A 24,072-nucleotide genomic window follows, 5' to 3' on the forward strand; every position below is an offset into this window, starting at 1 on the left:
GGCATAAACAAAAAAGCAGTACTTTTTTATTAGGGACAAGACATGGGAAAGAAGATGCCTTACTGGTGGCTCTCGTGCTGCCTGATATCTGTGCCCGCTATCGCGGCAAACCCTGCGGCGATGATTAATACCGGACAATTAAGCGAAACGCAGGAACTCCCCTCTTTAAATGGTCGCGTGGCGCCCGTAGCCAGCAAAGCCGCCCCCGGCACGCTACAGCTGAATGAAGCGGTTAACCGCGCCGTGACCTGGCATCCGGCCATCAGTGAAGCCGTCGGCAAACTTTATCAGCAGAGCGAAAATGTGGACGTCGCCAAATCGAAATATTATCCGCAAATTAACGCCGGCATGGATAACGGTTATAGCCACGACGGTGACGATAATGGCTTTACCCCTTCGCTGGTGCTTTCTCTTTCGCAAATGCTTTACGACTTCGGCAAAGTCGCAAGCCAGGTACGCGCGGAAAACGCGGGCGTCGCCCAGCAGCAGGCCAACGTGCTGGTGAGCATCGACACCATCGCCCACGATACCGCCATCGCCATGGTGCAGGTGCAGACCTGGCAGCAGATGGTCGAGACCGCCAAAGAACAGCTGGATGCCCTGTCCTCCATCGGCACCCTGACGAAACAACGTAATGATGAAGGCGCAACGTCACTCTCTGACGTGGTGCAGACCGACGCCCGCATCGAAGGGGCGCGTGCGCAGCTGATGCAGTATCAGGCCAGCCTCGACAGCTCGCGCGCCACGCTGATGAGCCTGCTGGGCTGGGACAGCCTGAACGCGGTCAGCAATGACTTTCCGCAGAGCCTGGCCCGCAGCTGCGACATCGCCGAGCCGGACGATCGTCTGGTGCCCTCGGTATTAGCGGCCTGGGCGCAGGCCAACGTCGCGCAGGCTAATCTCGACTATGCCAACGCGCAAATGACCCCTACCGTTTCGCTGGAGCCGGAAGTTCGTCACTACCTGAACGACCGCTACGCCGGCAACGAAACGCGGGACCGCACCCAGTACTCCGCGTGGGTAAAAGTGCAGATGCCGCTCTATCAGGGCGGCGGCCTCACCGCCCGGCGTAACGCTGCCGGACACGCGGTGGAATCCGCCCAGTCCACCATCCAGCGCACCCGTCTTGAGGTGCGGCAAAAACTGCTGGAAGCGCGCAGCCAGGTGATGAGCCTGATGAGCACGCTTCAGATCCAGGGCCGTCAGGAAGCGCTCAGCGCCCGCACCCGCGAGCTGTATCAGCAGCAGTATCTCGATCTTGGTTCCCGCCCGCTGCTCGACGTGCTCAACGCCGAGCAGGAGGTGTATCAGGCGCGCTTTACCCAACAGCAAACCGCCGGACAGCTGCATCAGCTTCAGCTCAACTGTCTGTACAACACCGGGCGCCTGCGTCACGCGTTCGATCTTGAAAACCGCACCATCCAGACCGTGGAGATCCAGCCATGAAGCAACGCGATATTCCGCAGGGTGAAAATATGACGGATGAGGCGCTGGAGCAGTGGGCGCAGGCGTTTGGCTATGTGGCGACGCGCTATCGCGTTGCCTGTTCGCCAGGCTCGCTGATCGCCGGCGCGCCGTGGCTGAAAGGCAAACCGATGGTGCCCGCGCTGACGCAGCTCGCCCGTGAAGCCGGGCTGACATTCCAGCTGCTGACGGCCGATCAGCACGCTATCAACAGCTGGCGTCTGCCGGTGGTGGTGGAGCTGAACGACGGTAAAATCGGCGTGATCGACAATTTCGACGGCGAGGATACGCTTGAGGTCAGCTTTTTCGACGACAGCACGCACACCAACCGCCTGTCGATGAGCGCGATGCTGCCTGCCATCCGCCACGTCATCGCCCTGCGTCCGCTGGCGGCGCTGAAGGACAGCCGCGTGGATGCCTATATCTCAAAATACCGCCCGGACTGGCTCTACCGGCTGGTGATGCGCGACCTTCGCCCTTACAGCTGGGTAATGCTGGCGGCACTGTTCATTAACGTGCTCTCCCTCTCGGGCATCGTCTTTTCCATGCAGGTGTATGACCGGGTGATCCCCGCCCAGTCCTATCCGACGCTCTATGTGCTGACCATCGGGGTGCTGATCGCCACGCTGTTTGGCTTTGTGCTGCGCGTGGCGCGCGGACACATTATGGATCTGCTGGGTAAACGCTCGGATCTGCGCGTCTCGGATCGGGTGTTCGGCCACGCGCTGCGGCTGCGCCACAGCGCCATTCCGCGATCCACCGGCAGCTTTATCTCCCAGTTGCGCGAGCTGGAGCAGATCCGCGAGATGGTCACCTCCTCCACCATCTCCACCATCGTCGATCTGCCGTTTTTTATCCTGTTTGTGATTGTGCTGGCGATCATCGCCCCGCAGCTGGCGTGGATCGCCCCGGTGGCGGCGGTGATCATGGTCCTGCCTGGCCTGCTGCTGCAAAAGAAGCTGGCGGAGCTGGCGAAGCAGTCGGCGCATGAATCGACCCTGCGCAACGCGGTGCTGGTGGAGAGCGTGCAGGGGCTGGAGGACATCAAGCTGATGCAGGCGGAGAACCGCTTTTTGCAGCAGTGGAACAGCTATATCCAGATCACCGCCGAATCCGGTCTGCGCACTCGCGAGCTGACGCAGAACCTGATCAGCTGGGGGATGACCATTCAGAGCCTGGTGTATGCCGGGGTGATCGTGGTGGGCGCGCCGATGGTGATCGACGGCACCTTAACCACCGGTTCAGTGGTGGCCGCCTCAATGCTCGCCTCACGGATGATCGCCCCGATGGCGACGCTGTGCGGCGTGCTGGCCCGCTGGCAGCAGGTAAAGGCGGCCAAAGAGGGGCTGGACAGCATTATGCAGCTGCCGACCGAGAATCAGCGCGAAGAGACGCCGATCCGTCAGGACGTGCTGCGCGGACATTACCTGTTCGAGCAGGCGCAGTTCCGCTATCACCCGGAAGATCCGCGCATGGCGCTGCGCATTAACCGTCTGGAGATCAAAGCGGGCGAGAAAGTGGCGATCCTCGGGCGCAACGGCGCGGGCAAATCAACCCTGTTGCAGGCGATGGCGGGCGGGATGGATCTGGCGGGCGGTGAACTGCGGCTCGACAACCTCAGCCTGCCGCATCTGGACGTGGCTGACGTGCGGCGAAACGTCGGCTTTATGACCCAGAACGCCCGGCTGTTTTACGGCACCCTGCGCGAGAACATCACGCTCGGCATGCCGCGCGCCACCGATAAAGAGATCTTCGAGGTGCTGGAGATGTGCGGCGCGGCCAGCTTTGTGCAGAAGCTGCCGAAGGGGCTGGATTACCCGATTATGGAGAACGGTGTCGGGCTGTCCGGCGGGCAGCGGCAGTCCATCCTGCTGGCACGGATGCTACTGCGCGATCCGAATATCGTGCTGATGGATGAACCGACCGCTTCCCTTGATGAGCATACCGAGCGGGAATTTATTCAGCGCCTCGGAGCGTGGCTTGGCAACCGCACGCTGATTGTCGCGACCCACCGCGTGCCGGTGCTGGAGCTGGTGGAGCGCGTGGTGGTACTCAAAGATGGCATGCTGGTGATGGACGCGCCAAAAGCCCAGGCGCTGAACAACAGCCGTATGCAGCAACAGCAGCAGGCAACCGGACGGGAGTGGAAAAATGAAAATCAGTCAGCGTGACGTTGCCGCAGTAGAAGATCTGGATAACGCGCTCGACTCAGAAAGCGGTTATACCGGTGCCCGGCGCATTGTTTTCTTCTCCCTGCTGATGTTTGTGGTGCTTGGCGTCTGGGCGTGGTTCGGGGTGCTGGACGAAGTCTCAACCGGGACCGGGAAAGTGATCCCCAGCTCACGCGAGCAGGTTTTGCAGTCGCTGGATGGGGGCATCCTCACCGAGCTGAACGTGCACGAAGGGGATCAGGTGCAGGCCGGACAGGTGCTGGCGCGGCTGGATCCTACCCGCTCGGAATCCAACGTCGGCGAAAGCGCGGCGCGTTACCGGGCATCGCTGGCCTCCAGCGCGCGTCTGTATGCCGAGGTGAACGATCTGCCGCTTAAATTCCCGCCGTCCCTGGCGAAATGGACCGACCTGACCGCCGCTGAAACGCGGCTCTACAACTCGCGCCGCGCCCAGCTTGAGGATACCCAGCGGGAGTTGCGCGCCGCGTTAGATCTCGCGAACAAAGAGCTGGCGATCACCCAGCGGCTGGTGAAAACCGGGGCCGCCAGCCACGTGGAAGTGCTGCGCCTGCAACGGCAGAAAAGCGACCTGGAGCTGAAGCTCACCGACGTACGTTCCCAGTATTACGTGCAGGCCCGTGAAGCGCTGTCGAAGGCCAACGCCGAGGTGGATATGGTGTCAGCGATCCTGAAAGGCCGCGAGGATTCCGTTACCCGTCTGACGGTGAAGTCTCCGGTGCGCGGGATCGTGAAAAACATCAAAGTGACAACGATTGGCGGTGTGATCCCGCCCAACGGTGAGCTGATGGAAATTGTGCCGGTGGACGATCACCTGCTGATTGAAACCCGCCTCTCGCCGCGGGATATCGCCTTTATCCACCCTAATCAGGAGGCGCTGGTGAAAATCACCGCCTACGATTACGCGATTTACGGTGGGCTACACGGGGTGGTGGAGACCATTTCGCCGGACACTATTCAGGACGAAGCGAAGCCGGAGGTGTTCTATTACCGGGTGTTTATCCGTACCAGCCAGGATTATCTGGTGAATAAGGCGGGCAGGCATTTCTCGATCGTGCCGGGGATGATAGCGACGGTGGATATTAAGACCGGGGAGAAAACGGTGCTGGATTATATGATCAAACCGTTTAACCGGGCGAAGGAGGCGCTGAGGGAGCGGTAGTCAAACGCCGGGTGGCGGCTGCGCCTTACCCGGCCTACATTCTCGCAGGCCCGCGCAAGCGCAGCGCCGCCGGGCATTAATCCGCACGCAAGACGTGGAATCCGCCTCGAAGAATTAACCTTTAGTCATGCATCACACTTCCCTTCAGCCATGACCAGGGTAATATTACTCGCAGACAAAACGCACTTGTGCACAGTGCAGGAGTGCATTACTATCCACTCAGCTTCAAGGACTGGAGCTTACCAGCATTATGATTAATCATTTTCGGGATCAATGGCTTGAGGATTTTTTTCTCTACGGGAGATCGAGCAATGTTATTCCTTTGAATCTGGAAACAGCGCTTGCAAGAAAGCTCGACATCATCAATGCGGCCATGTCGCACCTGGATTTACGATCGCCACCGGGCAATATGTATGAAGCATTGAGTCCTCCGTTGAAGGGATATTCCTCTATCCGGGTAAACAGACAATACAGGCTTGTATTTCGCTGGTCAGAGGGAAAAGCAGACGATCTCTATCCTCTCTCCACACAAGTACACGCAACACAAGTGAGGCATCACCTATGACACTTCAACAGGCACTCCGCAAACCCACCACGCCGGGCGAGGTGTTGCAGTATGAGTATCTTGAACCGCTCAATCTGAAAATCAACGATCTGGCAGAGATGCTAAATGTACACCGCAATACCGTAAGCGCGTTGGTCAATAACAATCGCAAACTTACTGCCGATATGGCGATCAAACTGGCAAAAGCCTTTAATACCACTATTGAATTTTGGCTGAACTTACAGCTAAACGTTGATATCTGGGAAGCGCAATCTAACTCCCGCACGCAGGAGGAGTTAAGCCGGATAAAAACCGTTGCGGAAGTCATGGCGAAGCGAAAATCCGGCAAGCCAGACGTTACCCTGCACGGGAACAGCGCATAACGGCATCTGCCATTATGCGCATCCTGTTACAGGGAAATTTTGAGGCGTCGAACCGCTTCTTTAAGCTGCTCATCCGTTGGGGTAACGAAAGACATGCGCAGCGTGGTATGGTCCGGCTCGTTGCAGTAGAAGAACTCACCCGGCACAAACACGACGCCGTTGCTCAACGTTTTTTCCAGCCATTTCGTCGTATTGATGCCGTTGTTCATTTTCGCCCACAGGAACATGCCGCCCTTTGGCTTGTGGAACGACATCACATCGCCCAGCTCCGCTTCCAGTTCCGTTGCAAAGGTCTGGTATTTCTGGCGATAGGCTTCGCGGATCATTTTAATCTGATTCGCCAGACGACCGGTTTTCAGATACTCGTACGTCATCAGCTGCGACAGCGTGCTGGTGTGCAGATCGGTGGTTTGCTTGAGGTTCACCACCGCGCGCTTCAGCCACTCCGGCACCAGCACCCAGCCCACGCGGGTGCCCGGCGCGAGGATTTTAGAGAAGGTGGAGGTGTACACCACGTTATCCTCATTGCCGATATCTTTGGCATGAGCAATCAGCGGGCGGAACGCTTCGTCGGTGTAGTTGATCTCGCTGTACGGGTCGTCTTCGATAATCACGAAGTCATAGCGCTTCGATAATTCCACCAGCTGTTTACGACGCGCTTCGGAGAGCGTCACGCCGCCCGGGTTACCAAAGGTTGGCACGATATAAACCGCTTTGATGGTTTTGGTGGCTACCAGCGCTTCAAGTTCATCCACTTTCATGCCGTCGCCGTCGGTGCCAACGGATTCAAAATTCGCCTGCGCCAGGCCAAAGACCTGCAACGCGGCGAGGTAGGTAGGCCGCTCCACGACGACCGTATCGCCCGGGTTAATTAACGCCCGCGCCAGCACGTCAAGCGATTGTTGCGAGCCGGAAGTAATGACCACGTCATCGGCTTTACAGGCGATGCCGCGACCTTCACAGATGCGTTGGATCTCTTCGCGCAGCCCCGGGACGCCTTCCGTCAGGCCATACTGGAACGCTTCGCCAAAATGCTGAGACAGCACGGCATCAGCAGCGATTTTTAAACCCTCATGATCGAACAGGTCCGAATTTGGAATACCGCCATCCAGCGAAATCACGCCTGCCATTTTGCTATGTTTTAATAATTCACGGATGGCAGAGGATTGCAGGCCCTGCGCGCTGCTGGCGAGTTTGTTTGCAGACATTCTTTACTTACCTTCTTTTTTTATATTGTGCCCAATCTTAGCAGAATATGGGCAATAAATTCCGTTAGCTTAGGCAGCGGCCGCAAATCCTGACGCCACAGTAAATGCACCGGCCTCGGCGCGGGCGTAAACGCTTCCAGAACCCGAACCAGCCTGCCGCTCGCCAGCTCTTCCGCCACCAGCACTTCCGGTTGCAGCAGGAGTCCCGCCCCGGCTCGCGCCGCCATGCGTAAGCCGTAGCCGTCATTGCATCGTAAGACGGCATCACGCTTCCAGCGCACTTCGCCTTCCACTCCCGGCAGCCGCCACTCGTTACGCGCCGTCCAGACCGTGTGCGACAGGCACAGGTGATCCACCAGATCGGCTGGCGTTTGCGGCGTACCGTGACGCGCCAGATAATCCGGCGCGGCGCAGATCACCATGTTGTAGGGACACAGATATTTCGCCACCAGATCCTCATTACGGATCTCACCGATACGAATGGCCAGATCGACCCCTTCCTCTACCAGATCCACCATTCGGTTGGTGAGATCCAGTTCGATGCGCACTTCCGGGTAACGCTGCAAAAACGTGGCCGTCAGAGGCGCGATAACGCAGCCGCCAAACGAGGTAGGCGCCGTCACGCGCAGGGTGCCGGCGGGCGTGGCTCGCAGACGCTCAACCGCGTTTTCAGCAATCGAGACCTGCTCCAGCACGCGCCTGGCCTCTTCGAAATAAACGCGTCCGGCATCCGTCAGGCTCTGGCGACGGGTGTTGCGCTCCAGCAGCCGCGTACCGAGCTGCGATTCCAGCTGCGCAATATACTTCCCGACCATTACCGCCGACATCTCCAGCCGGGCCGCCGCGCCGGTAAAGCTGCCGCTTTCCACCACCGCGATGAACGTCTCCATGCCGCGAAGCTTATCCATATTACGAACCTCTGGTTAGCAATCTTCTAACATCAGCCCAGTTTATCTGAATTTTTATTTATTAAAGAATGAAGGCTCACAACATAAGGAGTCTTCTATGAAAATCGTCATTATTGGTGCCAGCGGTACCGTCGGTCGTGCTGTGACAGAAGAGCTAAGCCGTCGCCACGAGGTGATCCGCGTGGGTCGCACGCAGGGCGATCATCAGGTGGATATCACCTCGCAGGCGAGCGTGCAGGCGCTGTTCAAAAAGATCGGTCCGGTGGATGCGATTGTCTCCGCCAGCGGAGGGTTGCACTTCGGCCCGCTCTCAACCATGACCGACGGCGAGTTCAACCAGGGTTTGCAGGATAAGCTGCTGGGGCAGGTTCGTCTGGCGCTGACCGGCCAGCACTACCTGAACGAAGGTGGCTCGATTACGCTGATAAGCGGGATTGTGGCGCACGAGCCGATTGCCCAGGGCGTGAATGCCACCACGGTTAACGCCGCGCTGGAAGGGTTTGTGCGCGCCGCGGCCTGTGAACTGCCGCGCGGTATTCGCATTAATCTGATCAGCCCGACGGTGCTGACCGAATCCGCCGAAGCGTACGACGGCTTCTTCCCGGGCTTTGAAAGCGTTCCCGCCGCGACCGTTGCGCAGGCTTACCGCCGCAGCGTCGAAGGGGTGCAGAGCGGGCGGGTGTATAAAGTCGGTTATTAAGCCTTACGGGCGGCGATCAGCACCAGCATCGGGCGCTCTGCCTCTTCTGCCAGCGCGGGCCAGGCGTCAATTTGCGCCTGCGTTGGTCCCCACTCATTGACTTCGCTTATTGTTAATCCGGCCTTGATCAGCGCGTTAAGCGTGGTGCCCAGCGTACGGTGGTATTTAATCACCCCTTCTGCCAGCCCTGACGGGAGGCGCAGGTGTAAATCGGGTGCTCCATTGAGAAGACCAGGCAACCGCCGGGTTTAAGCGCGCGCTGAACGTGGGCGAACAACGTGTCCAGTTCCGGCAGGTAGTGCAGCGCCAGCGAGCTGTAGACCAGATCGAGGCTGTTCTCGTTGAGCTTGAGAGACTCCAGATCGCTACGCTGATAGTGAATCTGTGGATCGGCGGTGAGCTCCACTGCGCGGGCGAGCATCTTTTCGGAGATATCCACGCCCGTGACGTCAGACGCGCCCAGCTCACGCGCCGCGCGGCAGAACCAACCATAGCCGCAGCCGAGATCGATAACCGATTTGCCGGTTAAATCCGGCAGCATCGCCCTGAGCGCGGAAGCTGAGCGTAGCCTTCGAAAAACGCCGGATTGTCGTAGATGTTTTGTGCCATGGCAGATCCCTCTTTAAGAATGTGCATAGCAGTATACTGCATTGTCGGGTGGCGGCTTCGCCTTACCCGACCTACAAAATCTCCGAACCGTAGGCCGGGTAAGCGCAGCGCCACCCGGCACCACATTAGCCCACAGAGCCCCAGACCAGATTCCCCTTGTGGAAGGTCGCGGTACGCGGAGAGATGCGTGCCACGGCCTCGGCGGAACAGGAGGCATCCACCAGCACAAAGCTGGCGTCATCCTGCGCTTTCGGCCACGCGCGCTCGCCTTTGTCGTTCAGCGGCAGCACGTCGCCGGTGGCGATGCCCAGCGCGCGCGAAAGCGTCTGCTCATTCGGGCGAATATAGAGCTGGGCGTAGAGGTTGGCTTTTTCCAGCATGTCCCCCAGACCGTACGGCGACCAGTGGTCGATCACGCTGTCGGTACCGGTCATGACAAACACGCCTTTATCACGCAGCTGCTTCAGCGGCATGTGCAGAGTGCCAATCGGCACGGTGGAGGCGATGGTCACCTGTTGTGCCGCCATGCGGGTGGCGATCTCATCCACCTCTTGCTCGTTAAGCGTCGCCAGGGCGAAGGCGTGGCTGATGGTCAGCTTCCCCTTCAGCGCCGGCGTTTTCTCCACGGTTTCGACCATGTAGTTCACCGCCGCCACGCCCGCCGGGCTGGTTTCATGCAGGTGAATGTCCACCCCTTTGTCATAATCCAGCGCAATCTGGAACATGGTGTCGAGGGATTTCTCCATCGCGCCGTCGACGTTGGTCGGGTCCAGCCCGCCCACGTAATGCGCCCCCGCCTGCATCGCCTCGCGCATCAGCTTTTCAGAATGAGACAGCAACAGGCCGTGCTGCGGGAAGGCAACGATTTCGCAGTCAAAGCCTGCGCCCCGGCGCGCCAGTACCGCCTGCAAATTTTCCAGATTTTTCAGGCCGGAAACCGGCTCTATGTTGCAGTGGCTGCGGGCGATGGTGGACCCTTTGGACTGGAGCAGGTCGATCAGCTTTTCGGCGCGTTCTTGCGTGTAGGGCTGTAACTCCGGCAGCAGCTTCTGCTCCAGGCGGATCATGTCCTGAATGGTGGTGCCCGCCGGACGGTTCAGGGAGCGCCACGGGCCGCCGTAGAAGGTTTTATCCAGATGGATGTGCATGTCGCGCATCGCCGGGAGCATCAGCTTTTTGCCCGCGTCGAAGTGCGGCAGGGTCGCGTCCGCGTGGCTGTTGTTGTCGCGCAGGGCGACGATTTTCCCGTCTTTGATTTCCAGCGTTTTCAGCTCGGTGCGGGTACTTGTCGCCACGCTGCCGTCGAAGTTAAACCCGGCTTCCAGCAGCACGTTGTCGAGATAGTAATGTTTTGCGGTGATGTTCATCGGTTTACCCGTCTCGCAGGTTGCCTTTGCTGAATCGGCAGCATACGCGACGGAACCCGTGGCGCCAAACAGCGCGCAGGCGGTAACCATTTTGCCGCTCTGGCTGATAAACTCGCGGCGGCTTTTATTCTCACTCATCTTATCTTCCTTCATTAACAATGTGGGTACCCGTTTCACCGCGCAGCGCCGCGGGCAGGCAGTCCGGCGAGGTAATGATCACCCGCCTGCCGCCATGGCGTAAAAATTCCAGCGAGGCGACGATTTTCGGCAACATGCTGCCCGCCGGAAAATGCCCTTCTTCCATGTAGCGCGTCATCTGCGCCACGTTCACAGTGCTCAGCGCCTGTTGATTCGGCTTGCCGAAGTGGATGCACACTTTCTCCACGCCGGTGGTGATCACCAGCACGTCGGCGCGGATCTCGCGCGCCAGCAGCGCGGTGGAGAGATCTTTATCTATCACCGCGTCCACGCTCTGGTAATCGCCCTGTTCACTGCGCACCACAGGAATGCCTCCGCCGCCCGCGCCGATCACCACAAATCCTTTCTGCGTCAGCGCCTTGATGGCATCCGACTCAACGATGCGCCGCGGCTGCGGTGAAGCCACCACGCGGCGATAGCCCCGGCCTGAATCCTCAACAAAATGCCAGTCCGGGTGCGCAAGTTGCAGTTCGTCGCGCTGCGCCTCGCTGAAGAACGCGCCGATGGGTTTTGTCGGGTGCGTAAAGCCAGGATCGTTTTTATCCACCTCCACCTGGGTGACGACCGTGACCGCTTTTTGTTCCCCGCGCGCCGCCAGGCGGTTGTTGAGCGCCTGCTGGATCAGGTAGCCGATCCCGCCCTGGGTATCTGCCACGCAGTTTGCCAGCGGGGTCAGCGGCAGCCCTTCCCGCTCGTGGGCGATTTCGGCGCGGCGCAGATCCAGCCCCACCTGCGGGCCATTGCCGTGGGTGAGCACGATGTCATAGTCCGAGGCCAGCATTTCGAGCACCGACTCAGCCACCGCTTTGACCGCCTGCGCCTGATGCTCAATCGACTGGCTGGCGTTGTCTTTGATAATGCTGTTGCCGCCGATGGCGACGACCATAAGCTCTTTCATTTTGTTTCCTTTAGAAGGTGCGTTCTGGTGCCCTCATCCCGGCCCTCTCCCACAGGGAGAGGGGGATTAACAGAGGTATCCAGCACATGCTTCACCACAAACATCCCGCCCATCATCAGGTAGGCCGTGACGAACATCAGGGAACTGCCCTCGGCAAAGCCCACCACCGGCGCGTGGATCACCCCAAACAGCGCCAGCAGCGCTCCACCGGCCGCCGCGACGGCCCCACGCAGCGGTTTGTTGATAATGGCGAAGATGGCGATACAGCCCCAGAGCATGCTGGCGAGCGGTGCGCCGTTGCCGAGATGCATCAGGCCTTCGTAGTAGATCCCCTTGCTGTGCAGCACGTCGGTGCCGATTTTCGCCGCGCTGGTCCCCGCCGCGCTCATCACGCTGTTCATCATGGTCAGCGCCCAGTTGGCGATCCACGGGAACAGGCAGATGAAGATGACGGGTACCTCCACTTTCGGGGTCTCCCTCACCACCTGGTTGGCGGTGACGACGCCGATAAACACCAGAATCGGCACGATGGCGGTCATCGGTATGATGGCGAGCATAAAGGCCCCCAGCCCGAACAGCGGCACGATGAACATGGTCACGCCGGACGCCAGGGTGTAGCCGATGCTGGCGCCCATCGCTTTCCAGCCAGGATGGCCGACGTAGACCGTGACCGGGAACGGATTGCCCATCAGGCAGCCGAGCATCGAGGCCAGACCGTTCGCCAGCATTACCTTGCGGGTCGGGTATTCATCCCCCGCCGCGTGGGCGCTTTCGATGTTCTCCAGGTCAAAGATGTAGTTCGCCAGCCCCAGCGGTACGGCGGACGCCAGATACGGCAGCGCGTGCGGCAGTCCTTGCATGAAGCTGTCCACGTGCACTTCTGGCGGGTTAAAGCCGAATGATGACATGGACGCTTTAATGGCATCCGGGCTTTGCAGGCCGGAGATCCACGCAAGCAGAGTACCGGCAATTAACAGCAGCAGGCCGGTCGGGATTTTGGCAAAAATCGGCTTTTTACCGAACCAGTTAATGAAGATCAGCAGCAGGACGATAAACGACACGGTCGGCGCTTCGAACGCCTGCAACATCGGGTTCATCGCCAGCAGCAGGCCAAGACCGGACAGGCACGACAGCAGCACGGTACGCGGGATCATCTTGCGGATGGTTTCCCCCAGGAAGGAACCGCCCGCGAGGATCATCGCTTCCACAAAGCACCACACCAGGCCAATCTGAATCGCGAAATCCGCATCGCCGGTTTGCTGGTAAACCGGCATTAAGACCAGGAAGGTCACGGTAAAAATCGACGGCGCGCTTGGGCCGGACGGCAGCGCGGTGACGTCCGTTCGTCCGGTGGCGCGCGCCATTTGCAGGCCAAACCACGTATAGCAAAGACTCGCCACCAGCACCGCCAGCCCGAAGGCTGGCGCGATGCGTCCATAAACAATCTCCTTCGGGATGCCGACGACAAAAATGAGCAGCCCCATCATGGTCAGCAAATTGGTCAGGTTGTTGGTCATCAACCCGAAATAAGCTGCCCAGTCACCTCTTTTCCACTCCAGTTTCATGTTTTTCATGGATGCATACCTTATAGAACGTAGCGATCGCGGAAGGTTAACAGCGCCTTTTCAAAACAGCTAAACGGCGGGTGAACAATGCCCGCCCCAATCATGCCGATCCCGGCGTCCTTGTGGGCAATGGCGGTATTAATGACCGGCAGAATGCCGCTGCCCGCGACCTTCATGATGTCGATGGCGGTCGGGATGCCCATAAACGACAGCAGCGGAATGGTGACGTTCGGGTTTTCGCCGAGGGTGATTTCGCGCATCTGGCGAGAAAAATCGATGGCTTCCTCCACCGTGCCTCCCACCAGCGCAACGATGGCCGGGGCCGTCGCCATTGCAAAGCCGCCGATGCCGTAGGTTTCGGTAATCGCGCTGTCGCCGATATCCAGCCCGGAGTCTTCCGGCTTATAGCCCGCGAACATCGGGCCGATCACCTGCTGCGCCGGGCCGGTGAACCACTGCCCCGGCAGGCCGGAAACGCGCAGGCCGAACTCGTAGCCGTTGCGCGCCATGGTGGTGACGACGGTGCTGTACTCAATGCCGTGGGCGGCATCCAGCGCGGCCTTACACATCGCCATCCACGTCGGACCGGAGAAGTAGTCGCTGCTGGCGACAAACTCGAACACTTCACGCTGCTGCGCCACCGGATAGCCCGCCTGGATCAGCCCCGGCGTCAGCGCCTGAATAAGCAGCGTGGTGCCCGCGTTGTTGCGGTTGTGGCACTCGTCGCCCATGTGCAGCGCCTGGGCCAGCATCAGGCGCAGGTCGATTTCGCCGATAATCTTCATCGCGTCGCGCAGCATCGGGCCGAGCACGTCGCGCATCCAGTTCAGGCGCTCGATCACGCTCTGGTCGTTAGCCCCCATGCGCAGGATCTTCGCCATCTGCTCGCTGAGGTTGGTGAAGGCGCGGTTGCCGTAGGTTTTGTTCTCAACGATGTGCATAAACATCGACGCGGAGGTGACGCCCGCCATCGAGCCCACGCAGTCATGCTCGTGGCAAGGCGAGAACGTAATATCTCCGGAGGCGGCGATCCTTGCCGCATCGTCCAGATCTTTCGCCAGCCCTTCAAACACCAGCGCGCCGGTAACCGCGCCTTTCATTGCCCCGCACATGTTCTCCCAGGAGACGGGCGGACCGGCGTGCAGAATGGTGGTGCGGGTCATGCCCGGCACCACGTTGATGGCCTGGTCATAGCCCACCAGCACCGGATGGGACTGAATAATCCGCTCAAGGGCAATTTTGTTCGCGGCGGCAATTTTCTCCGCCAGCGGTTTTTCCGCCAGCCGATCCAGCGCGTCCACCACCTGCATATTGCCCTGCCCCGGCGGCGTCCAGTCGAGCTGGGTCACGGGAACGTGCTGTTTTTTGAGGTCGTCGCTGAACATCGCAATCCCGACGTTAATCACGTTCAGCGGCTGGTTGAATAAAGTCGTCATTATGCTCTCTCCCCTTTGCAGACAAATTCGCGTGCCAGTAATCCGGTATTGGTGCTGCTGCTGGCCCAGATGACGCCTGCGTCAGTCAGCAGCTGGCACTGCTGCGCCAACGACTGCGGATCCTGATCGGTGCCGAGCACGTAGCCGAGAATTTCCAGCGGACGGTTGTCGGCTTTCGCGATCGCCTGTGCCTCTTTGATCGCCTCGATCATCACCCCAACCGGATCGTCATGCGCGCCAAAGCCAAGCACGAAATCCATCACGATCACCCCCACCTGCGGATCGCGCGCCTCCTGTAGCAGGCGGCTGATGCGGTTGGTCGGGTCGATCATCGGGTGTGGCTTGCCGTTGGTGAAGTCGTCGTCACCGAAATCAAGGAAGGTGTGGGCCTGGCTGACGCTGATATCTTTCAGACGCCTGGCCGGATCCGGCTGGATGTTGCTGTAAACATCGTCAAATTTCTCCAGCGCGGCAAACATCGCTTCGTCGCACAGGGTGCCGCCGCAGAACAGGCCGCGAATGTACTTCTGTTGCGGCGTCAGGCGGGCGCGTACCTCTTCGATCAGCGGCCAGTTGAGCGGATGTAAATCCAGGTCGTCTTTTTTAATGCCGGTAAGCAGCACCGCTTTCAGGGCCGCCTCCTTAGTGCCACGAGCAAACTGTAAACCGTCTTCATCGGCTGGCGGTTCGTTGCTGCCCAGGAAGCACACAACCACAGGCTTGCGGCAGGCGCGTGCCCGGGCCAGTACTTTCTCAGCCACCGCGGGTGCAGGCGGTTTGGAGATGAGCGCTATCACCCGGGTCGCGTCGTCCGCCTCCAGCATGTCGATGGCATCGAGCATCATCAGGCCGCCGATCTTCTCGCTGAGATCGCGTCCGCCGGTGCCAATCAGCTGCGACACGCCGCCGCCGAACTCGTGAATGCGCACGCTCAGCTCCTGGCTGCCGGTGCCGGAGGCACCAACGATGCCAATCTGCCCGCGACGCACCGCATTGGCGAAGCACAGCCCCGCGCCGTTGATAATGGCGGTGCCGCAGTCTGGCCCCATCATCAGCAGACCCTTTTCATGCGCCAGCTGCTTCAGCGCCAGCTCGTCGTCGAGCGATACGTTATCGGAGAACAGCATCACGTTAAGATCGTTTTCCAGCGCCTGGCGCGCTTCCCGTGCGGCGAAGGTGCCGTTGACGGAAATCACCGCAAGGTTGCTGTCCGGACGATGGGTTTTGGCGCTGGCAATCGTCGCGTAGCGTGCTTCATGGGAGCCAGTGCGCTCTTTACGCGTGAATAACGCTTCAATGGCGGCGAGGGTTTCCTCATTCGCCGCGTCGCCTTTAATAACGATCATCAGGTCGCCGTTTTTCGCGTCCGCTAATTCCGGCGTTAATAGCCCGAGGTTTTTTAATACCCCTTTGTTCATTTCCGTCGCCATCGCCACAAACGCCTGCTCGACGCCCGGCAATTTATTGGCTTTGGTGGAAACCGACATTAAGGAAACCGAATCGAAATACGTATTCTTTTTTATGACGATTTTGGTTGGCATTATTTTCACCTGTTTAAGATAAAAGGGGGCCGCCGTCGTGCTAAATGCACGTCGGTAACAATGCGTTTATTGATTAACGGCCAGCCAGGGGAAGGCTGACCGAATGCACTATGCGCCTGCCGCCAGCAGCAGGTCTGCGATCGCGTTGAAGCCTTTTTCCCGCGCCAGTTCGAGCGGGGTTTTGCCGTATTTATCGGTCATGTGCGGGTTCGCGCCGTGATCGAGCAGCAGCTTCACAATTTCCTGCTGCTTTGCGCCGCCGTCGTTTAATACGATGGCCTCCAGCAGCGGCGTCCAGCCGACAAAATTGGTGTGGTTGACGTTGATGTCGGTTTTTTCCAGCAGCTCACGCACGATTTCAACGTGCCCTTTTTCACTGGCAGGGGTAATGCCCACGCCGCCAAAGCGCGTCAGACGATCGAGATCCGGATTTGCCGGAAGGACAATGCGCAGCAGGGTTAAATCATTGGTCAGGCAGCCGATCAGGAAGGGGTTAAAACAGGTCTGGTCCTGTTTATCAATATCCGCCCCGGCGGCAATTAAAAACTCCACACAGGCGTAATGCTTTTTCAGGCTGGCAATAATAATGGCGGTTCTTTTCTGGCGGTTGGTCGCGTTAATATCAACGCCTTTCTCCAGGCAGGCTTTTAGCGCGTCGATATTGCCCTCTTCTGCCGCTAGCAGAAATTCTGTAACCAGTGCAGTTGCAGACATATTCAGACTCCCTATGTTTCACTTCTGATGACCTGAGAATAGCAACAGCCTGGTCATAAAAGAATCCGCTTAAAAATGATTCATCGACACGCAATTCATTGTTGAGTTAAATTCAACGGTCCGGGAGAAATGTGCGTCTGTGCAACCTTTTTCTTATGTTTTACCGCTTTTACGCGCTTCAGGCTGCATTATCCTTATGGCTGAAAAAGCCTTACACAGCGCGGTTCTACGTAAAAATCCAGAACTGTGATCGACATCAACTATGATGTAACGCCGCTGTTAAAATATGTTCAAAACTGATGGTCACCAGGAGCCATAATATGAATTCCATCTTTACCGAAGAGAATTTGCTGGCCTTCACCACCGCGGCACGTTTTGGCAGTTTTAGCAAAGCGGCTGCCGAGCTGGGCGTAACCACCTCCGCCATCAGTTACACCATCAAACGCATGGAGACCGGACTGGACGTGGTGCTGTTTGTACGCAACACGCGCAGCATTGAGCTGACCGAATCCGGTTTTTATTTTTATCGTAAAGCGACCGACCTGCTGAATGACTTTCATGCCATCAAGCGCGGGATTGATACCATTTCTCAGGGCATTGAGACGCGGGTGCGCATCTGCATAAACCAGCTTTTGTATACGCCACGCCATACCGCGCGTTTGCTCCAGGTGCTGAAAAAACAGTTTCCCACCTGCCAGATCACGGTGACGACCGAGGTGTATAACGGCGTCTGGGATTCCATCATTAATAATCAGGCCAATATCGCCATTGGCGCGCCGGATACGCTGCTGGACGGCGGCGGCATTGATTACACCGAGATAGGGGCGATCCGCTGGGTATTTGCCATCGCGCCCACGCATCCGCTGGCGTTCGCCCCGGAGCCCATTTCCGAAAGTCAGCTGCGTCTGTATCCCAATATCATGGTCGAGGACACCGCGCATACCATCAACAAGAAGGTGGGCTGGCTGCTTCACGGTCAGGAGGCGATTCTGGTGCCGGACTTCAACACGAAATGCCAGTGTCAGATCCTGGGGGAAGGTATTGGCTTTTTACCGGAATATATGACGCGTGAGGCGGTGGAGGACGGGCTGCTGGTAACGCGGCGGATCAATAATCCACGTCAGGATTCGCGCATGCTGCTCGCCACGCAGCATGCGGCGACCGGTCAGGTCACGCGCTGGATCAAACAGCAGTTTGGCCCGGAAGGCGTGCTGACCCGGATCTACAGTGACTTACTGTGGCGTACCTAGCTCTTCGTCTGAACCCAAAACGCGTGGATAAGACCGGGGAAGTAGCCCAGGATGGTCAGAAGGATATTCAGAATAAACGCCCAGCCCAGCCCCTTGCCAAGCAGCACGCCCAGCGGCGGGAGAATAATCGTAAAAACAACGCGCCAAAAACCCATAAAAAACTCCGTGCAAGCTAACCAATTGAAAATTATAAAAGACACTTCTCTAAGCGTAGCCAGTTTACGGTTAACTGCCATGCGTCTCTCGCGCTTTTACCTGCCTTTACCCTCTTTACACTGGCTTAAACCCCCGCCTTAAATGCTCTACTGTTCTGAAATTGACCGTAAGGAAACGCAATGTCTCTTCCTCTTATTTCGCCGCAGCAGGCAAACGCGCTGATTGTTGAAAGTGATGCCGTGGAACCGACGTACCTGATAAGGAGTATCTGAAAGATTAGGCTGTACCCCGCCCCCGGACGTGGGCTATGGTGAAGATCATGACAATGATGAGGAGGTGCTATGTTTTCTGTCGGTGATTATGTCCAACCGCGTCAGGGCGGTCCGAAACTGAAAGTGCTCGAAGTGAATGGTGAAAACATTGTGGCTGTGCAGGCCAGCAATGAGCAGGGCGAGAAATATCACCTGAAATCGGCGGACGTGGTTCTGTACTCCGAAGACGGTGACTTTGGCGTCTGCTAAGTCAATAATCGGGCGGAATACACCGCCCGAATAATCATCAGATCAGGAAATCGTCCAGCGATTTACCGTTTGCCAGTGCGGTTGCAATTGGCTTTGGCGTACGCCCCTGGCCAGTCCAGGTTTTTTCTTCACCGTTCGCGTCAATAAAACGATATTTCGCCGCACGCGCTTTACGTTTTTTCGTCGGCTGACCCGCCTGCGCCAGATCACTGCCTAACAGATCGCTCGGAGAAATACCGTCAGCTTTCATCAGTTCCAGCAGAGCATTAATTTTATCCTGCTGTTCAGCGCGTTGACGCTCTAATTCAGCCTGCTCGCTGCGTTTTTCTTCAGTGACAATCCGGAATTTTTCCAGCACTTCTTCCAGAACACCCATGGATAATTCACGTGCCAGCGCCCGGAGGGTACGAATATTATTAAGATTCTGTAACGTTAAAGCCATAATAATGAAAAACCTTTCTTCGTGTGTATAACATAAATCAAGCAACAGAATAATTGATTTTTGTTCTGATATCTACCCACCCTGACGTTTTGACATTATTGTAAATGTTTTAGAATACCCCGTTAATATAACCCCGAAATATATGTCTGTTTTAATGCGTAATATACCGCCCTTCCCCAGGCCAAAAACCCCTGTTTAAAACAGTTCAAAAAACCGCCTCCACTCTCCCACACAACAGAGGTTTCACACGCGCACTGATAAACTAATCCATTGATTTATTTTAATAAAATATGGACAAGGAGAGAAAATAACGAAGCGCGCAAAAAACGCACAACTTTAGAGAATTTTATGGCTAAAGCGCCAGTAAATAAAAATTAATCACTACTTGTTAGTTAAAAGCCAGAGAGATACGCTATACACTCATAACAAACCAACCTAAAGCACTAAAGGCCGCAGGTAAAACGCCACTTTTTTGTCCTGTTCGAGGAGTTCAGACATGTTCTCACCGCAGTCTCGCCTGCGCCATGCGGTAGCGGATACGTTCGCGATGGTCGTTTACTGTTCCGTCGTGAATATGCTGATTGAAATTTTCCTGTCGGGAATGTCCTTTGAGCAATCCCTCTCGTCGCGCCTGGTGGCCATTCCGGTGAATATCATGATTGCCTGGCCGTACGGCCTGTATCGCGATGCAGTGATGCGTTTAGCCCGGCGTATTAGCCCGGCGGGTTGGGTAAAAAACCTGGCGGACGTGCTGGCTTACGTGACGTTCCAGTCCCCGGTATATGTGGTTATTTTGCTGACGGTGGGCGCAGACTGGCATCAAATCGCCGCTGCGGTAAGTTCAAATATCGTGGTATCTATGCTGATGGGTGCGGTGTACGGTTACTTTCTTGACTACTGCCGCCGCCTGTTTAAAGTCAGTCCTTATAGCCAGGCAAAAGCGTAAGGTAAGGCGACTGGCTCAGGCCAGTCGCAGAGTTATTGTACGTCGCCAAACAGCCCTTTCAGGAACCGCTCCAGCGCCATACGCGAGCTGAAACCGTGCGGAATACCATAATGTTCATGCGTCTCGCCGCCTAAATAGAGCGGAAATTGCTGATAATGATCGCAGGTTTTAATATCCGAGGCGGGCTCAGCAAATGACAGGCTTCTGTCTTTGAGTGTCGGGTGAATAATGAGAGCAGTACGCCCCATTCTGGCTTCACGGTTGACGTAAACATAATTCTCACCACGGCGATATCCGTACGCTTTTGATGTTACCTCATCCATGGTGAACCCTTCTTTTTCAAGAACGCGCGCCACCTCATCGGGTCGTAAATACATATCTTTTCCTCATTATCATTCCTGCCCGGCAACCTTACAGTATTCAGCATTAGCAGGGCTTTCAGAATATTCCATAAACTGCCCGATAAGCCGTGACTCGCTTCAGATATTACATTTCTGGACTAAACTAAACGGGAACACAAATTATGGAGGATCGTATGTTTAACAGACCGAACCGAAACGATATTAATGACGACACACAGGATATTCGTAACGATGTCAGCCAATTAGCGGACACGCTGGAAGCCGTATTGAAATCCTGGGGCTCTGACGCGAAGGACGAAGCAGATGCCGCGAAACGTAAGGCTCAGTCTCTGCTGCGTGAAACGCGGGCAAGGATGAATGGCCGCTCACGTACCACTCAGGCGGCCTGCGACATGGCCAGCTGCGCCACCACCTTCGTACGTGAAAAACCACTTTGTACGCTGGGAACGGTCGCGGCGGTCGGGATTTTTGTCGGCGCCCTGCTTAGCCTGCGTAAGTAAGCGCGCGTTCTCAGCCCCGGTCGCCTCAGGCGCCGGGGCTTTTCTTTGCCTGACAGCCTGAAAAACCCGCACAGCCCGCCCTGCCCCGCCAGGCTCATCGTTGGGGCCTTATTAATCTGTATTTCCCATATCTTGTGTGGTTGAAACTTATCGCAACTACATCTAGTATTCCCTTTAGAAAGACACACACAACATGACGCGTTTACTCGCGCCGTTCTCTCATTCTAAATGGAAATACGAATCATGAGCATTATTATTTACACTCGTAACGATTGTGTTCAGTGCCACGCCACGAAACGGGCGATGGAGAGCCGCGGCGTGGCATTTGAGATGGTCAATATTGATCAGGTACCCGACGCGGCAGACACCCTGCGGGCGCAGGGTTTCCGTCAGCTTCCGGTTGTCGTTGCCGGCGACACCAGCTGGTCTGGCTTCCGTCCGGACATGATCAACCGCCTTGCCGCTCAGGGCGTCAGTGCATGAGCACGCTGGTCTACTTTTCCAGCAGCTCGGAAAACACGCTTCGGTTTATGGAGCGTCTCGGGCTGCCCGCGATACGCATTCCGCTGAACGAGCGGGAGCGTATTCAGGTAGACGAACCCTACATTCTGGTGGTGCCCAGCTATGGCGGTGGCGGCACCGCAGGGGCTGTGCCTCGTCAGGTGATCCGCTTTCTGAACGATCCCCATAACCGGCAGCTGATTCGCGGCGTGATCGCCGCAGGCAATCGCAACTTCGGCGAGGCCTTTGCTCGCGCCGGGGATGTCATCTCTCAAAAATGCGGCGTGCCGTATCTCTATCGTTTTGAACTGATGGGGACACAGCAGGACGTAGAGAACGTGCGTAAAGGAGTGAACGAATTTTGGCAACGACAACCGCAGAACGCGTGATTCAGGCGACGCCGGATTACCACGCATTAAACGCCATGCTAAACCTCTATGACCGCGAGGGGCGCATTCAGTTTGGCAAAGATCATGAGGCGGTGGACGCCTTTTTTGCCGCTCATGTACGCCCGAACAGCGTCGTCTTTGGCAGCCAGCAGGAACGTCTCGACTGGCTGGTAAAAGAGGGTTATTACGAAGAGCGTGTCCTCACCCGCTACGACCGCGCCTTCGTGGTGGCATTGTTCGAACGGGCGCACGCCAGCGGTTTTCGCTTCCAGACGTTTCTCGGCGCGTGGAAGTATTACACCAGCTATACCCTGAAAACCTTTGACGGCAAACGCTATTTAGAAAGCTTTGAAGATCGGGTGGTGATGGTGGCGCTGACGCTGGCGCAGGGCGATGAAGCGCTGGCTGAAAGACTCACGGAGGAGATCCTCTCCGGTCGCTTCCAGCCCGCCACGCCAACGTTCCTTAACTGTGGGAAAGCCCAGCGCGGCGAACTGGTCTCCTGCTTCCTGCTGCGTATTGAAGACAATATGGAGTCGATTGGCCGTGCGGTGAATTCGGCGCTACAGCTTTCGAAACGCGGCGGCGGCGTGGCGTTTCTGCTCTCGAACCTGCGGGAAGCGGGCGCGCCGATTAAGCGCATCGAAAACCAGTCTTCCGGCGTCATCCCGGTGATGAAGATGCTGGAAGATGCCTTCTCATACGCCAACCAGCTCGGCGCTCGTCAGGGCGCGGGCGCGGTTTATCTGCACGCGCACCACCCGGACATTCTGCGTTTTCTGGATACCAAACGTGAAAACGCCGACGAAAAGATCCGCATCAAAACCCTGTCGCTTGGCGTGGTGATCCCGGATATCACGTTTAAGCTGGCTAAAGAGAATGCCGACATGGCGCTCTTCTCACCGTATGACGTTGAGCGGATTTACGGCAAAGCCTTTGGCGACGTGGCGATAAGCGAGCTGTACGACGAGCTGGTGGCCGACGATCGCATTCGCAAAAAAACCATCAACGCCCGCGATTTCTTCCAGACGCTGGCTGAAATTCAGTTTGAGTCCGGCTATCCGTACATCATGTACGAGGACACGGTGAACCGCGCTAACCCGATTGCCGGGCGCATCAACATGAGCAATCTGTGCTCGGAGATTTTGCAGGTCAACAGCGCGTCCAGCTACGACGAAAACCTCGACTACGCGGACGTGGGCAAGGATATCTCCTGTAACCTCGGGTCGCTGAATATTGTCCATACCATGGATTCACCCGATTTTGGCCGCACGGTAGAGACCGCCATTCGCGGGCTGACGGCGGTATCGGACATGAGCCACATCCGCAGCGTACCGTCCATTGAGGCGGGCAACGCCGCGTCGCATGCCATCGGCCTTGGGCAGATGAACCTGCACGGCTATCTGGCGCGGGAGGGCATCGCCTACGGCAGCCCGGAAGGGCTGGATTTCACCAACCTTTATTTCTACACCATCACCTGGCATGCGCTGCATACCTCGATGATGCTGGCGCGCGAACGCCACCAGCGGTTCGCAGGCTTTGAGCAGTCCCGCTACGCCAGCGGAGAGTATTTCAGCCAGTATCTGGAAGGCGACTGGCAGCCGAAAACCGAAAAAGTACGCGCGCTGTTTGCCCGCGCTGGCATCACCCTGCCGACGCGTGAGATGTGGCAACAGCTGCGTGAAGAGGTGATGCGCTACGGCATTTATAACCAGAACCTTCAGGCGGTGCCGCCAACCGGCTCCATTTCCTATATCAATCACGCCACGTCGAGCATCCACCCCATCGTGTCGAAGATTGAAATCCGTAAGGAAGGCAAAACCGGGCGTGTCTACTACCCTGCCCCGTTTATGACCAACGAGAATCTGGCGCTGTACCAGGACGCCTATGAGATTGGCCCGGAAAAGATCATTGATACCTACGCCGAGGCGACTAAACATGTGGATCAGGGGCTGTCGCTGACGCTCTTCTTCCCGGACACCGCCACCACGCGGGATATCAACAAAGCGCAGATCTACGCGTGGAAGAAAGGCATCAAAACGCTGTACTACATTCGCCTGCGCCAGCTCGCGCTGGAAGGCACCGAAATTGAAGGCTGCGTGTCCTGCGCGCTGTAAGG

General features: G+C 57.3%; 23 protein-coding genes and 2 pseudogenes. 13 read left to right on the top strand and 12 right to left on the bottom strand.

Annotated elements, in window-relative coordinates:
• Positions 1-42: 42 nt before the first annotated feature.
• From ACQG0T_RS17695 to ACQG0T_RS17715, 5 genes and pseudogenes are all read left to right on the top strand, one after another.
• Positions 43-1,446: a TolC family outer membrane protein gene (locus tag ACQG0T_RS17695; protein ID WP_023295304.1), complete on the top strand. Its 1,404-nt coding sequence runs from the start codon at positions 43-45 to the stop codon at positions 1,444-1,446.
• Complete coding sequence (locus tag ACQG0T_RS17700; protein ID WP_017692801.1) at positions 1,443-3,635, top strand: type I secretion system permease/ATPase; 2,193 nt, start codon at positions 1,443-1,445, stop codon at positions 3,633-3,635. Before ACQG0T_RS17695 ends, ACQG0T_RS17700 begins: the two co-directional genes overlap by 4 nt.
• Positions 3,616-4,815: an HlyD family efflux transporter periplasmic adaptor subunit gene (locus tag ACQG0T_RS17705; RefSeq protein ID WP_017382757.1), complete on the top strand. Its 1,200-nt coding sequence runs from the start codon at positions 3,616-3,618 to the stop codon at positions 4,813-4,815. Before ACQG0T_RS17700 ends, ACQG0T_RS17705 begins: the two co-directional genes overlap by 20 nt.
• Before the next feature lie 250 nt (positions 4,816-5,065).
• Positions 5,066-5,366: pseudogene (locus tag ACQG0T_RS17710) on the top strand (type II toxin-antitoxin system RelE/ParE family toxin).
• A gap of 10 nt (positions 5,367-5,376) precedes the next feature.
• Entirely contained in the window at positions 5,377-5,742 is a 366-nt protein-coding gene (locus ACQG0T_RS17715; RefSeq protein ID WP_015571639.1) for a HigA family addiction module antitoxin, read from the top strand.
• 26 nt (positions 5,743-5,768) lie between these two features.
• On the opposite strand, the gene ACQG0T_RS17720 is transcribed toward ACQG0T_RS17715, so the two are convergent.
• Both ACQG0T_RS17720 and ACQG0T_RS17725 read right to left on the bottom strand, forming a co-directional pair.
• Positions 5,769-6,950 carry a PLP-dependent aminotransferase family protein gene (locus ACQG0T_RS17720; protein ID WP_271040431.1) on the bottom strand — a complete coding sequence of 394 codons (1,182 nt, stop codon included), beginning with the start codon at positions 6,948-6,950 and terminating at the stop codon, positions 5,769-5,771.
• Between the two features lie 20 nt (positions 6,951-6,970).
• Positions 6,971-7,858 carry a LysR family transcriptional regulator gene (locus tag ACQG0T_RS17725; protein WP_015571641.1) on the bottom strand — a complete coding sequence of 296 codons (888 nt, stop codon included), beginning with the start codon at positions 7,856-7,858 and terminating at the stop codon, positions 6,971-6,973.
• A 97-nt stretch (positions 7,859-7,955) separates the two neighbouring features.
• On the opposite strand from ACQG0T_RS17725, the gene ACQG0T_RS17730 reads away from it, so the two are divergent.
• A complete protein-coding gene (locus ACQG0T_RS17730; RefSeq protein WP_017382759.1) occupies positions 7,956-8,558 on the top strand; it encodes a short chain dehydrogenase in 603 nt (200 codons plus the stop codon).
• Here the strand turns inward: ACQG0T_RS17730 and ACQG0T_RS17735 are convergent.
• From ACQG0T_RS17735 to ACQG0T_RS17765, 7 genes and pseudogenes are all read right to left on the bottom strand, one after another.
• Positions 8,555-9,167 (bottom strand): annotated as a pseudogene (locus ACQG0T_RS17735) (class I SAM-dependent methyltransferase). The gene ACQG0T_RS17730 and the pseudogene ACQG0T_RS17735 overlap by 4 nt on opposite strands.
• 125 nt (positions 9,168-9,292) lie before the next feature.
• Positions 9,293-10,672, bottom strand: coding sequence for an amidohydrolase family protein (locus tag ACQG0T_RS17740; protein WP_017692799.1), 1,380 nt, complete (start codon positions 10,670-10,672; stop codon positions 9,293-9,295).
• A gap of 1 nt (position 10,673) precedes the next feature.
• Positions 10,674-11,630: a carbamate kinase family protein gene (locus ACQG0T_RS17745; protein ID WP_017692798.1), complete on the bottom strand. Its 957-nt coding sequence runs from the start codon at positions 11,628-11,630 to the stop codon at positions 10,674-10,676.
• Entirely contained in the window at positions 11,627-13,204 is a 1,578-nt protein-coding gene (locus tag ACQG0T_RS17750) for a xanthine permease (protein ID WP_271040432.1), read from the bottom strand. Before ACQG0T_RS17750 ends, ACQG0T_RS17745 begins: the two co-directional genes overlap by 4 nt.
• 11 nt (positions 13,205-13,215) lie before the next feature.
• Positions 13,216-14,631 (bottom strand): DUF1116 domain-containing protein, encoded by a 1,416-nt coding sequence (locus ACQG0T_RS17755; protein ID WP_023295309.1) that lies wholly within the window; start codon positions 14,629-14,631, stop codon positions 13,216-13,218.
• Entirely contained in the window at positions 14,631-16,172 is a 1,542-nt protein-coding gene (gene fdrA, locus ACQG0T_RS17760; RefSeq protein WP_271040433.1) for an acyl-CoA synthetase FdrA, read from the bottom strand. The genes ACQG0T_RS17755 and fdrA overlap by 1 nt, the downstream gene beginning before the upstream one ends.
• A 108-nt stretch (positions 16,173-16,280) precedes the next feature.
• Entirely contained in the window at positions 16,281-16,886 is a 606-nt protein-coding gene (locus tag ACQG0T_RS17765) for an ankyrin repeat domain-containing protein (protein ID WP_015571649.1), read from the bottom strand.
• A gap of 320 nt (positions 16,887-17,206) precedes the next feature.
• On the opposite strand from ACQG0T_RS17765, the gene ACQG0T_RS17770 reads away from it, so the two are divergent.
• Positions 17,207-18,136, top strand: a complete 930-nt coding sequence (locus ACQG0T_RS17770; RefSeq protein WP_015571650.1) for a LysR substrate-binding domain-containing protein — start codon at positions 17,207-17,209, stop codon at positions 18,134-18,136.
• On the opposite strand, the gene ACQG0T_RS17775 is transcribed toward ACQG0T_RS17770, so the two are convergent.
• On the bottom strand, positions 18,133-18,291 hold the full coding sequence (locus ACQG0T_RS17775; RefSeq protein WP_003862203.1) for a YqaE/Pmp3 family membrane protein: 159 nt from the start codon (positions 18,289-18,291) through the stop codon (positions 18,133-18,135). The genes ACQG0T_RS17770 and ACQG0T_RS17775 overlap by 4 nt on opposite strands.
• A gap of 342 nt (positions 18,292-18,633) precedes the next feature.
• Between ACQG0T_RS17775 and ACQG0T_RS17780 the strand changes: the two genes are divergently transcribed.
• Positions 18,634-18,813 carry a hypothetical protein gene (locus tag ACQG0T_RS17780; protein WP_032669335.1) on the top strand — a complete coding sequence of 60 codons (180 nt, stop codon included), beginning with the start codon at positions 18,634-18,636 and terminating at the stop codon, positions 18,811-18,813.
• A 37-nt stretch (positions 18,814-18,850) separates the two neighbouring features.
• On the opposite strand, the gene stpA is transcribed toward ACQG0T_RS17780, so the two are convergent.
• Positions 18,851-19,255, bottom strand: coding sequence for a DNA-binding protein StpA (gene stpA / locus ACQG0T_RS17785; protein ID WP_252051868.1), 405 nt, complete (start codon positions 19,253-19,255; stop codon positions 18,851-18,853).
• A 496-nt stretch (positions 19,256-19,751) separates the two neighbouring features.
• Between stpA and alaE the strand changes: the two genes are divergently transcribed.
• Complete coding sequence (gene alaE, locus ACQG0T_RS17790; protein ID WP_015571653.1) at positions 19,752-20,201, top strand: L-alanine exporter AlaE; 450 nt, start codon at positions 19,752-19,754, stop codon at positions 20,199-20,201.
• A 32-nt stretch (positions 20,202-20,233) separates the two neighbouring features.
• On the opposite strand, the gene ACQG0T_RS17795 is transcribed toward alaE, so the two are convergent.
• Entirely contained in the window at positions 20,234-20,578 is a 345-nt protein-coding gene (locus ACQG0T_RS17795) for a DUF2002 family protein (protein WP_006811693.1), read from the bottom strand.
• A gap of 158 nt (positions 20,579-20,736) precedes the next feature.
• Here ACQG0T_RS17795 and ACQG0T_RS17800 point away from each other — a divergent pair, with 158 nt between their 5' ends.
• The 4 genes from ACQG0T_RS17800 (at position 20,737) to nrdE (ending at position 24,070) form a co-directional block, all read left to right on the top strand.
• Entirely contained in the window at positions 20,737-21,063 is a 327-nt protein-coding gene (locus ACQG0T_RS17800) for a DUF883 domain-containing protein (protein ID WP_017382769.1), read from the top strand.
• A 243-nt stretch (positions 21,064-21,306) separates the two neighbouring features.
• Entirely contained in the window at positions 21,307-21,546 is a 240-nt protein-coding gene (nrdH, locus tag ACQG0T_RS17805) for a glutaredoxin-like protein NrdH (protein ID WP_017382770.1), read from the top strand.
• The gene (gene nrdI, locus ACQG0T_RS17810; protein ID WP_015571656.1) at positions 21,543-21,953 is read left to right on the top strand and encodes a class Ib ribonucleoside-diphosphate reductase assembly flavoprotein NrdI; all 411 of its coding nucleotides are present in this window, start codon (positions 21,543-21,545) and stop codon (positions 21,951-21,953) included. Before nrdH ends, nrdI begins: the two co-directional genes overlap by 4 nt.
• Positions 21,926-24,070 carry a class 1b ribonucleoside-diphosphate reductase subunit alpha gene (gene nrdE / locus ACQG0T_RS17815; protein WP_426723859.1) on the top strand — a complete coding sequence of 715 codons (2,145 nt, stop codon included), beginning with the start codon at positions 21,926-21,928 and terminating at the stop codon, positions 24,068-24,070. Before nrdI ends, nrdE begins: the two co-directional genes overlap by 28 nt.
• The last annotated feature ends 2 nt before the right edge of the window (positions 24,071-24,072 follow it).

The organism is Enterobacter cloacae complex sp. 302F9 (genome assembly GCF_050030335.1).
Lineage (GTDB): Bacteria > Pseudomonadota > Gammaproteobacteria > Enterobacterales > Enterobacteriaceae > Enterobacter > Enterobacter hormaechei_C.

Coding starts and splice junctions, on each gene's coding strand:
- ACQG0T_RS17765 (WP_015571649.1), bottom strand. CDS start 16,886: ATGTCTGCAACTGCACTGGTTACAGAATTTCTGCTAGCGGCAGAAGAG.
- ACQG0T_RS17750 (WP_271040432.1), bottom strand. CDS start 13,204: ATGAAAAACATGAAACTGGAGTGGAAAAGAGGTGACTGGGCAGCTTAT.
- ACQG0T_RS17770 (WP_015571650.1), top strand. CDS start 17,207: ATGAATTCCATCTTTACCGAAGAGAATTTGCTGGCCTTCACCACCGCG.
- ACQG0T_RS17695 (WP_023295304.1), top strand. CDS start 43: ATGGGAAAGAAGATGCCTTACTGGTGGCTCTCGTGCTGCCTGATATCT.
- ACQG0T_RS17795 (WP_006811693.1), bottom strand. CDS start 20,578: ATGTATTTACGACCCGATGAGGTGGCGCGCGTTCTTGAAAAAGAAGGG.
- ACQG0T_RS17800 (WP_017382769.1), top strand. CDS start 20,737: ATGTTTAACAGACCGAACCGAAACGATATTAATGACGACACACAGGAT.
- ACQG0T_RS17705 (WP_017382757.1), top strand. CDS start 3,616: ATGAAAATCAGTCAGCGTGACGTTGCCGCAGTAGAAGATCTGGATAAC.
- nrdH (WP_017382770.1), top strand. CDS start 21,307: ATGAGCATTATTATTTACACTCGTAACGATTGTGTTCAGTGCCACGCC.
- fdrA (WP_271040433.1), bottom strand. CDS start 16,172: ATGCCAACCAAAATCGTCATAAAAAAGAATACGTATTTCGATTCGGTT.
- stpA (WP_252051868.1), bottom strand. CDS start 19,255: ATGGCTTTAACGTTACAGAATCTTAATAATATTCGTACCCTCCGGGCG.
- ACQG0T_RS17725 (WP_015571641.1), bottom strand. CDS start 7,858: ATGGATAAGCTTCGCGGCATGGAGACGTTCATCGCGGTGGTGGAAAGC.
- ACQG0T_RS17740 (WP_017692799.1), bottom strand. CDS start 10,672: ATGAGTGAGAATAAAAGCCGCCGCGAGTTTATCAGCCAGAGCGGCAAA.
- ACQG0T_RS17720 (WP_271040431.1), bottom strand. CDS start 6,950: ATGTCTGCAAACAAACTCGCCAGCAGCGCGCAGGGCCTGCAATCCTCT.
- ACQG0T_RS17700 (WP_017692801.1), top strand. CDS start 1,443: ATGAAGCAACGCGATATTCCGCAGGGTGAAAATATGACGGATGAGGCG.
- alaE (WP_015571653.1), top strand. CDS start 19,752: ATGTTCTCACCGCAGTCTCGCCTGCGCCATGCGGTAGCGGATACGTTC.
- ACQG0T_RS17780 (WP_032669335.1), top strand. CDS start 18,634: ATGTTTTCTGTCGGTGATTATGTCCAACCGCGTCAGGGCGGTCCGAAA.
- ACQG0T_RS17775 (WP_003862203.1), bottom strand. CDS start 18,291: ATGGGTTTTTGGCGCGTTGTTTTTACGATTATTCTCCCGCCGCTGGGC.
- ACQG0T_RS17755 (WP_023295309.1), bottom strand. CDS start 14,631: ATGACGACTTTATTCAACCAGCCGCTGAACGTGATTAACGTCGGGATT.
- ACQG0T_RS17745 (WP_017692798.1), bottom strand. CDS start 11,630: ATGAAAGAGCTTATGGTCGTCGCCATCGGCGGCAACAGCATTATCAAA.
- ACQG0T_RS17715 (WP_015571639.1), top strand. CDS start 5,377: ATGACACTTCAACAGGCACTCCGCAAACCCACCACGCCGGGCGAGGTG.
- ACQG0T_RS17730 (WP_017382759.1), top strand. CDS start 7,956: ATGAAAATCGTCATTATTGGTGCCAGCGGTACCGTCGGTCGTGCTGTG.
- nrdI (WP_015571656.1), top strand. CDS start 21,543: ATGAGCACGCTGGTCTACTTTTCCAGCAGCTCGGAAAACACGCTTCGG.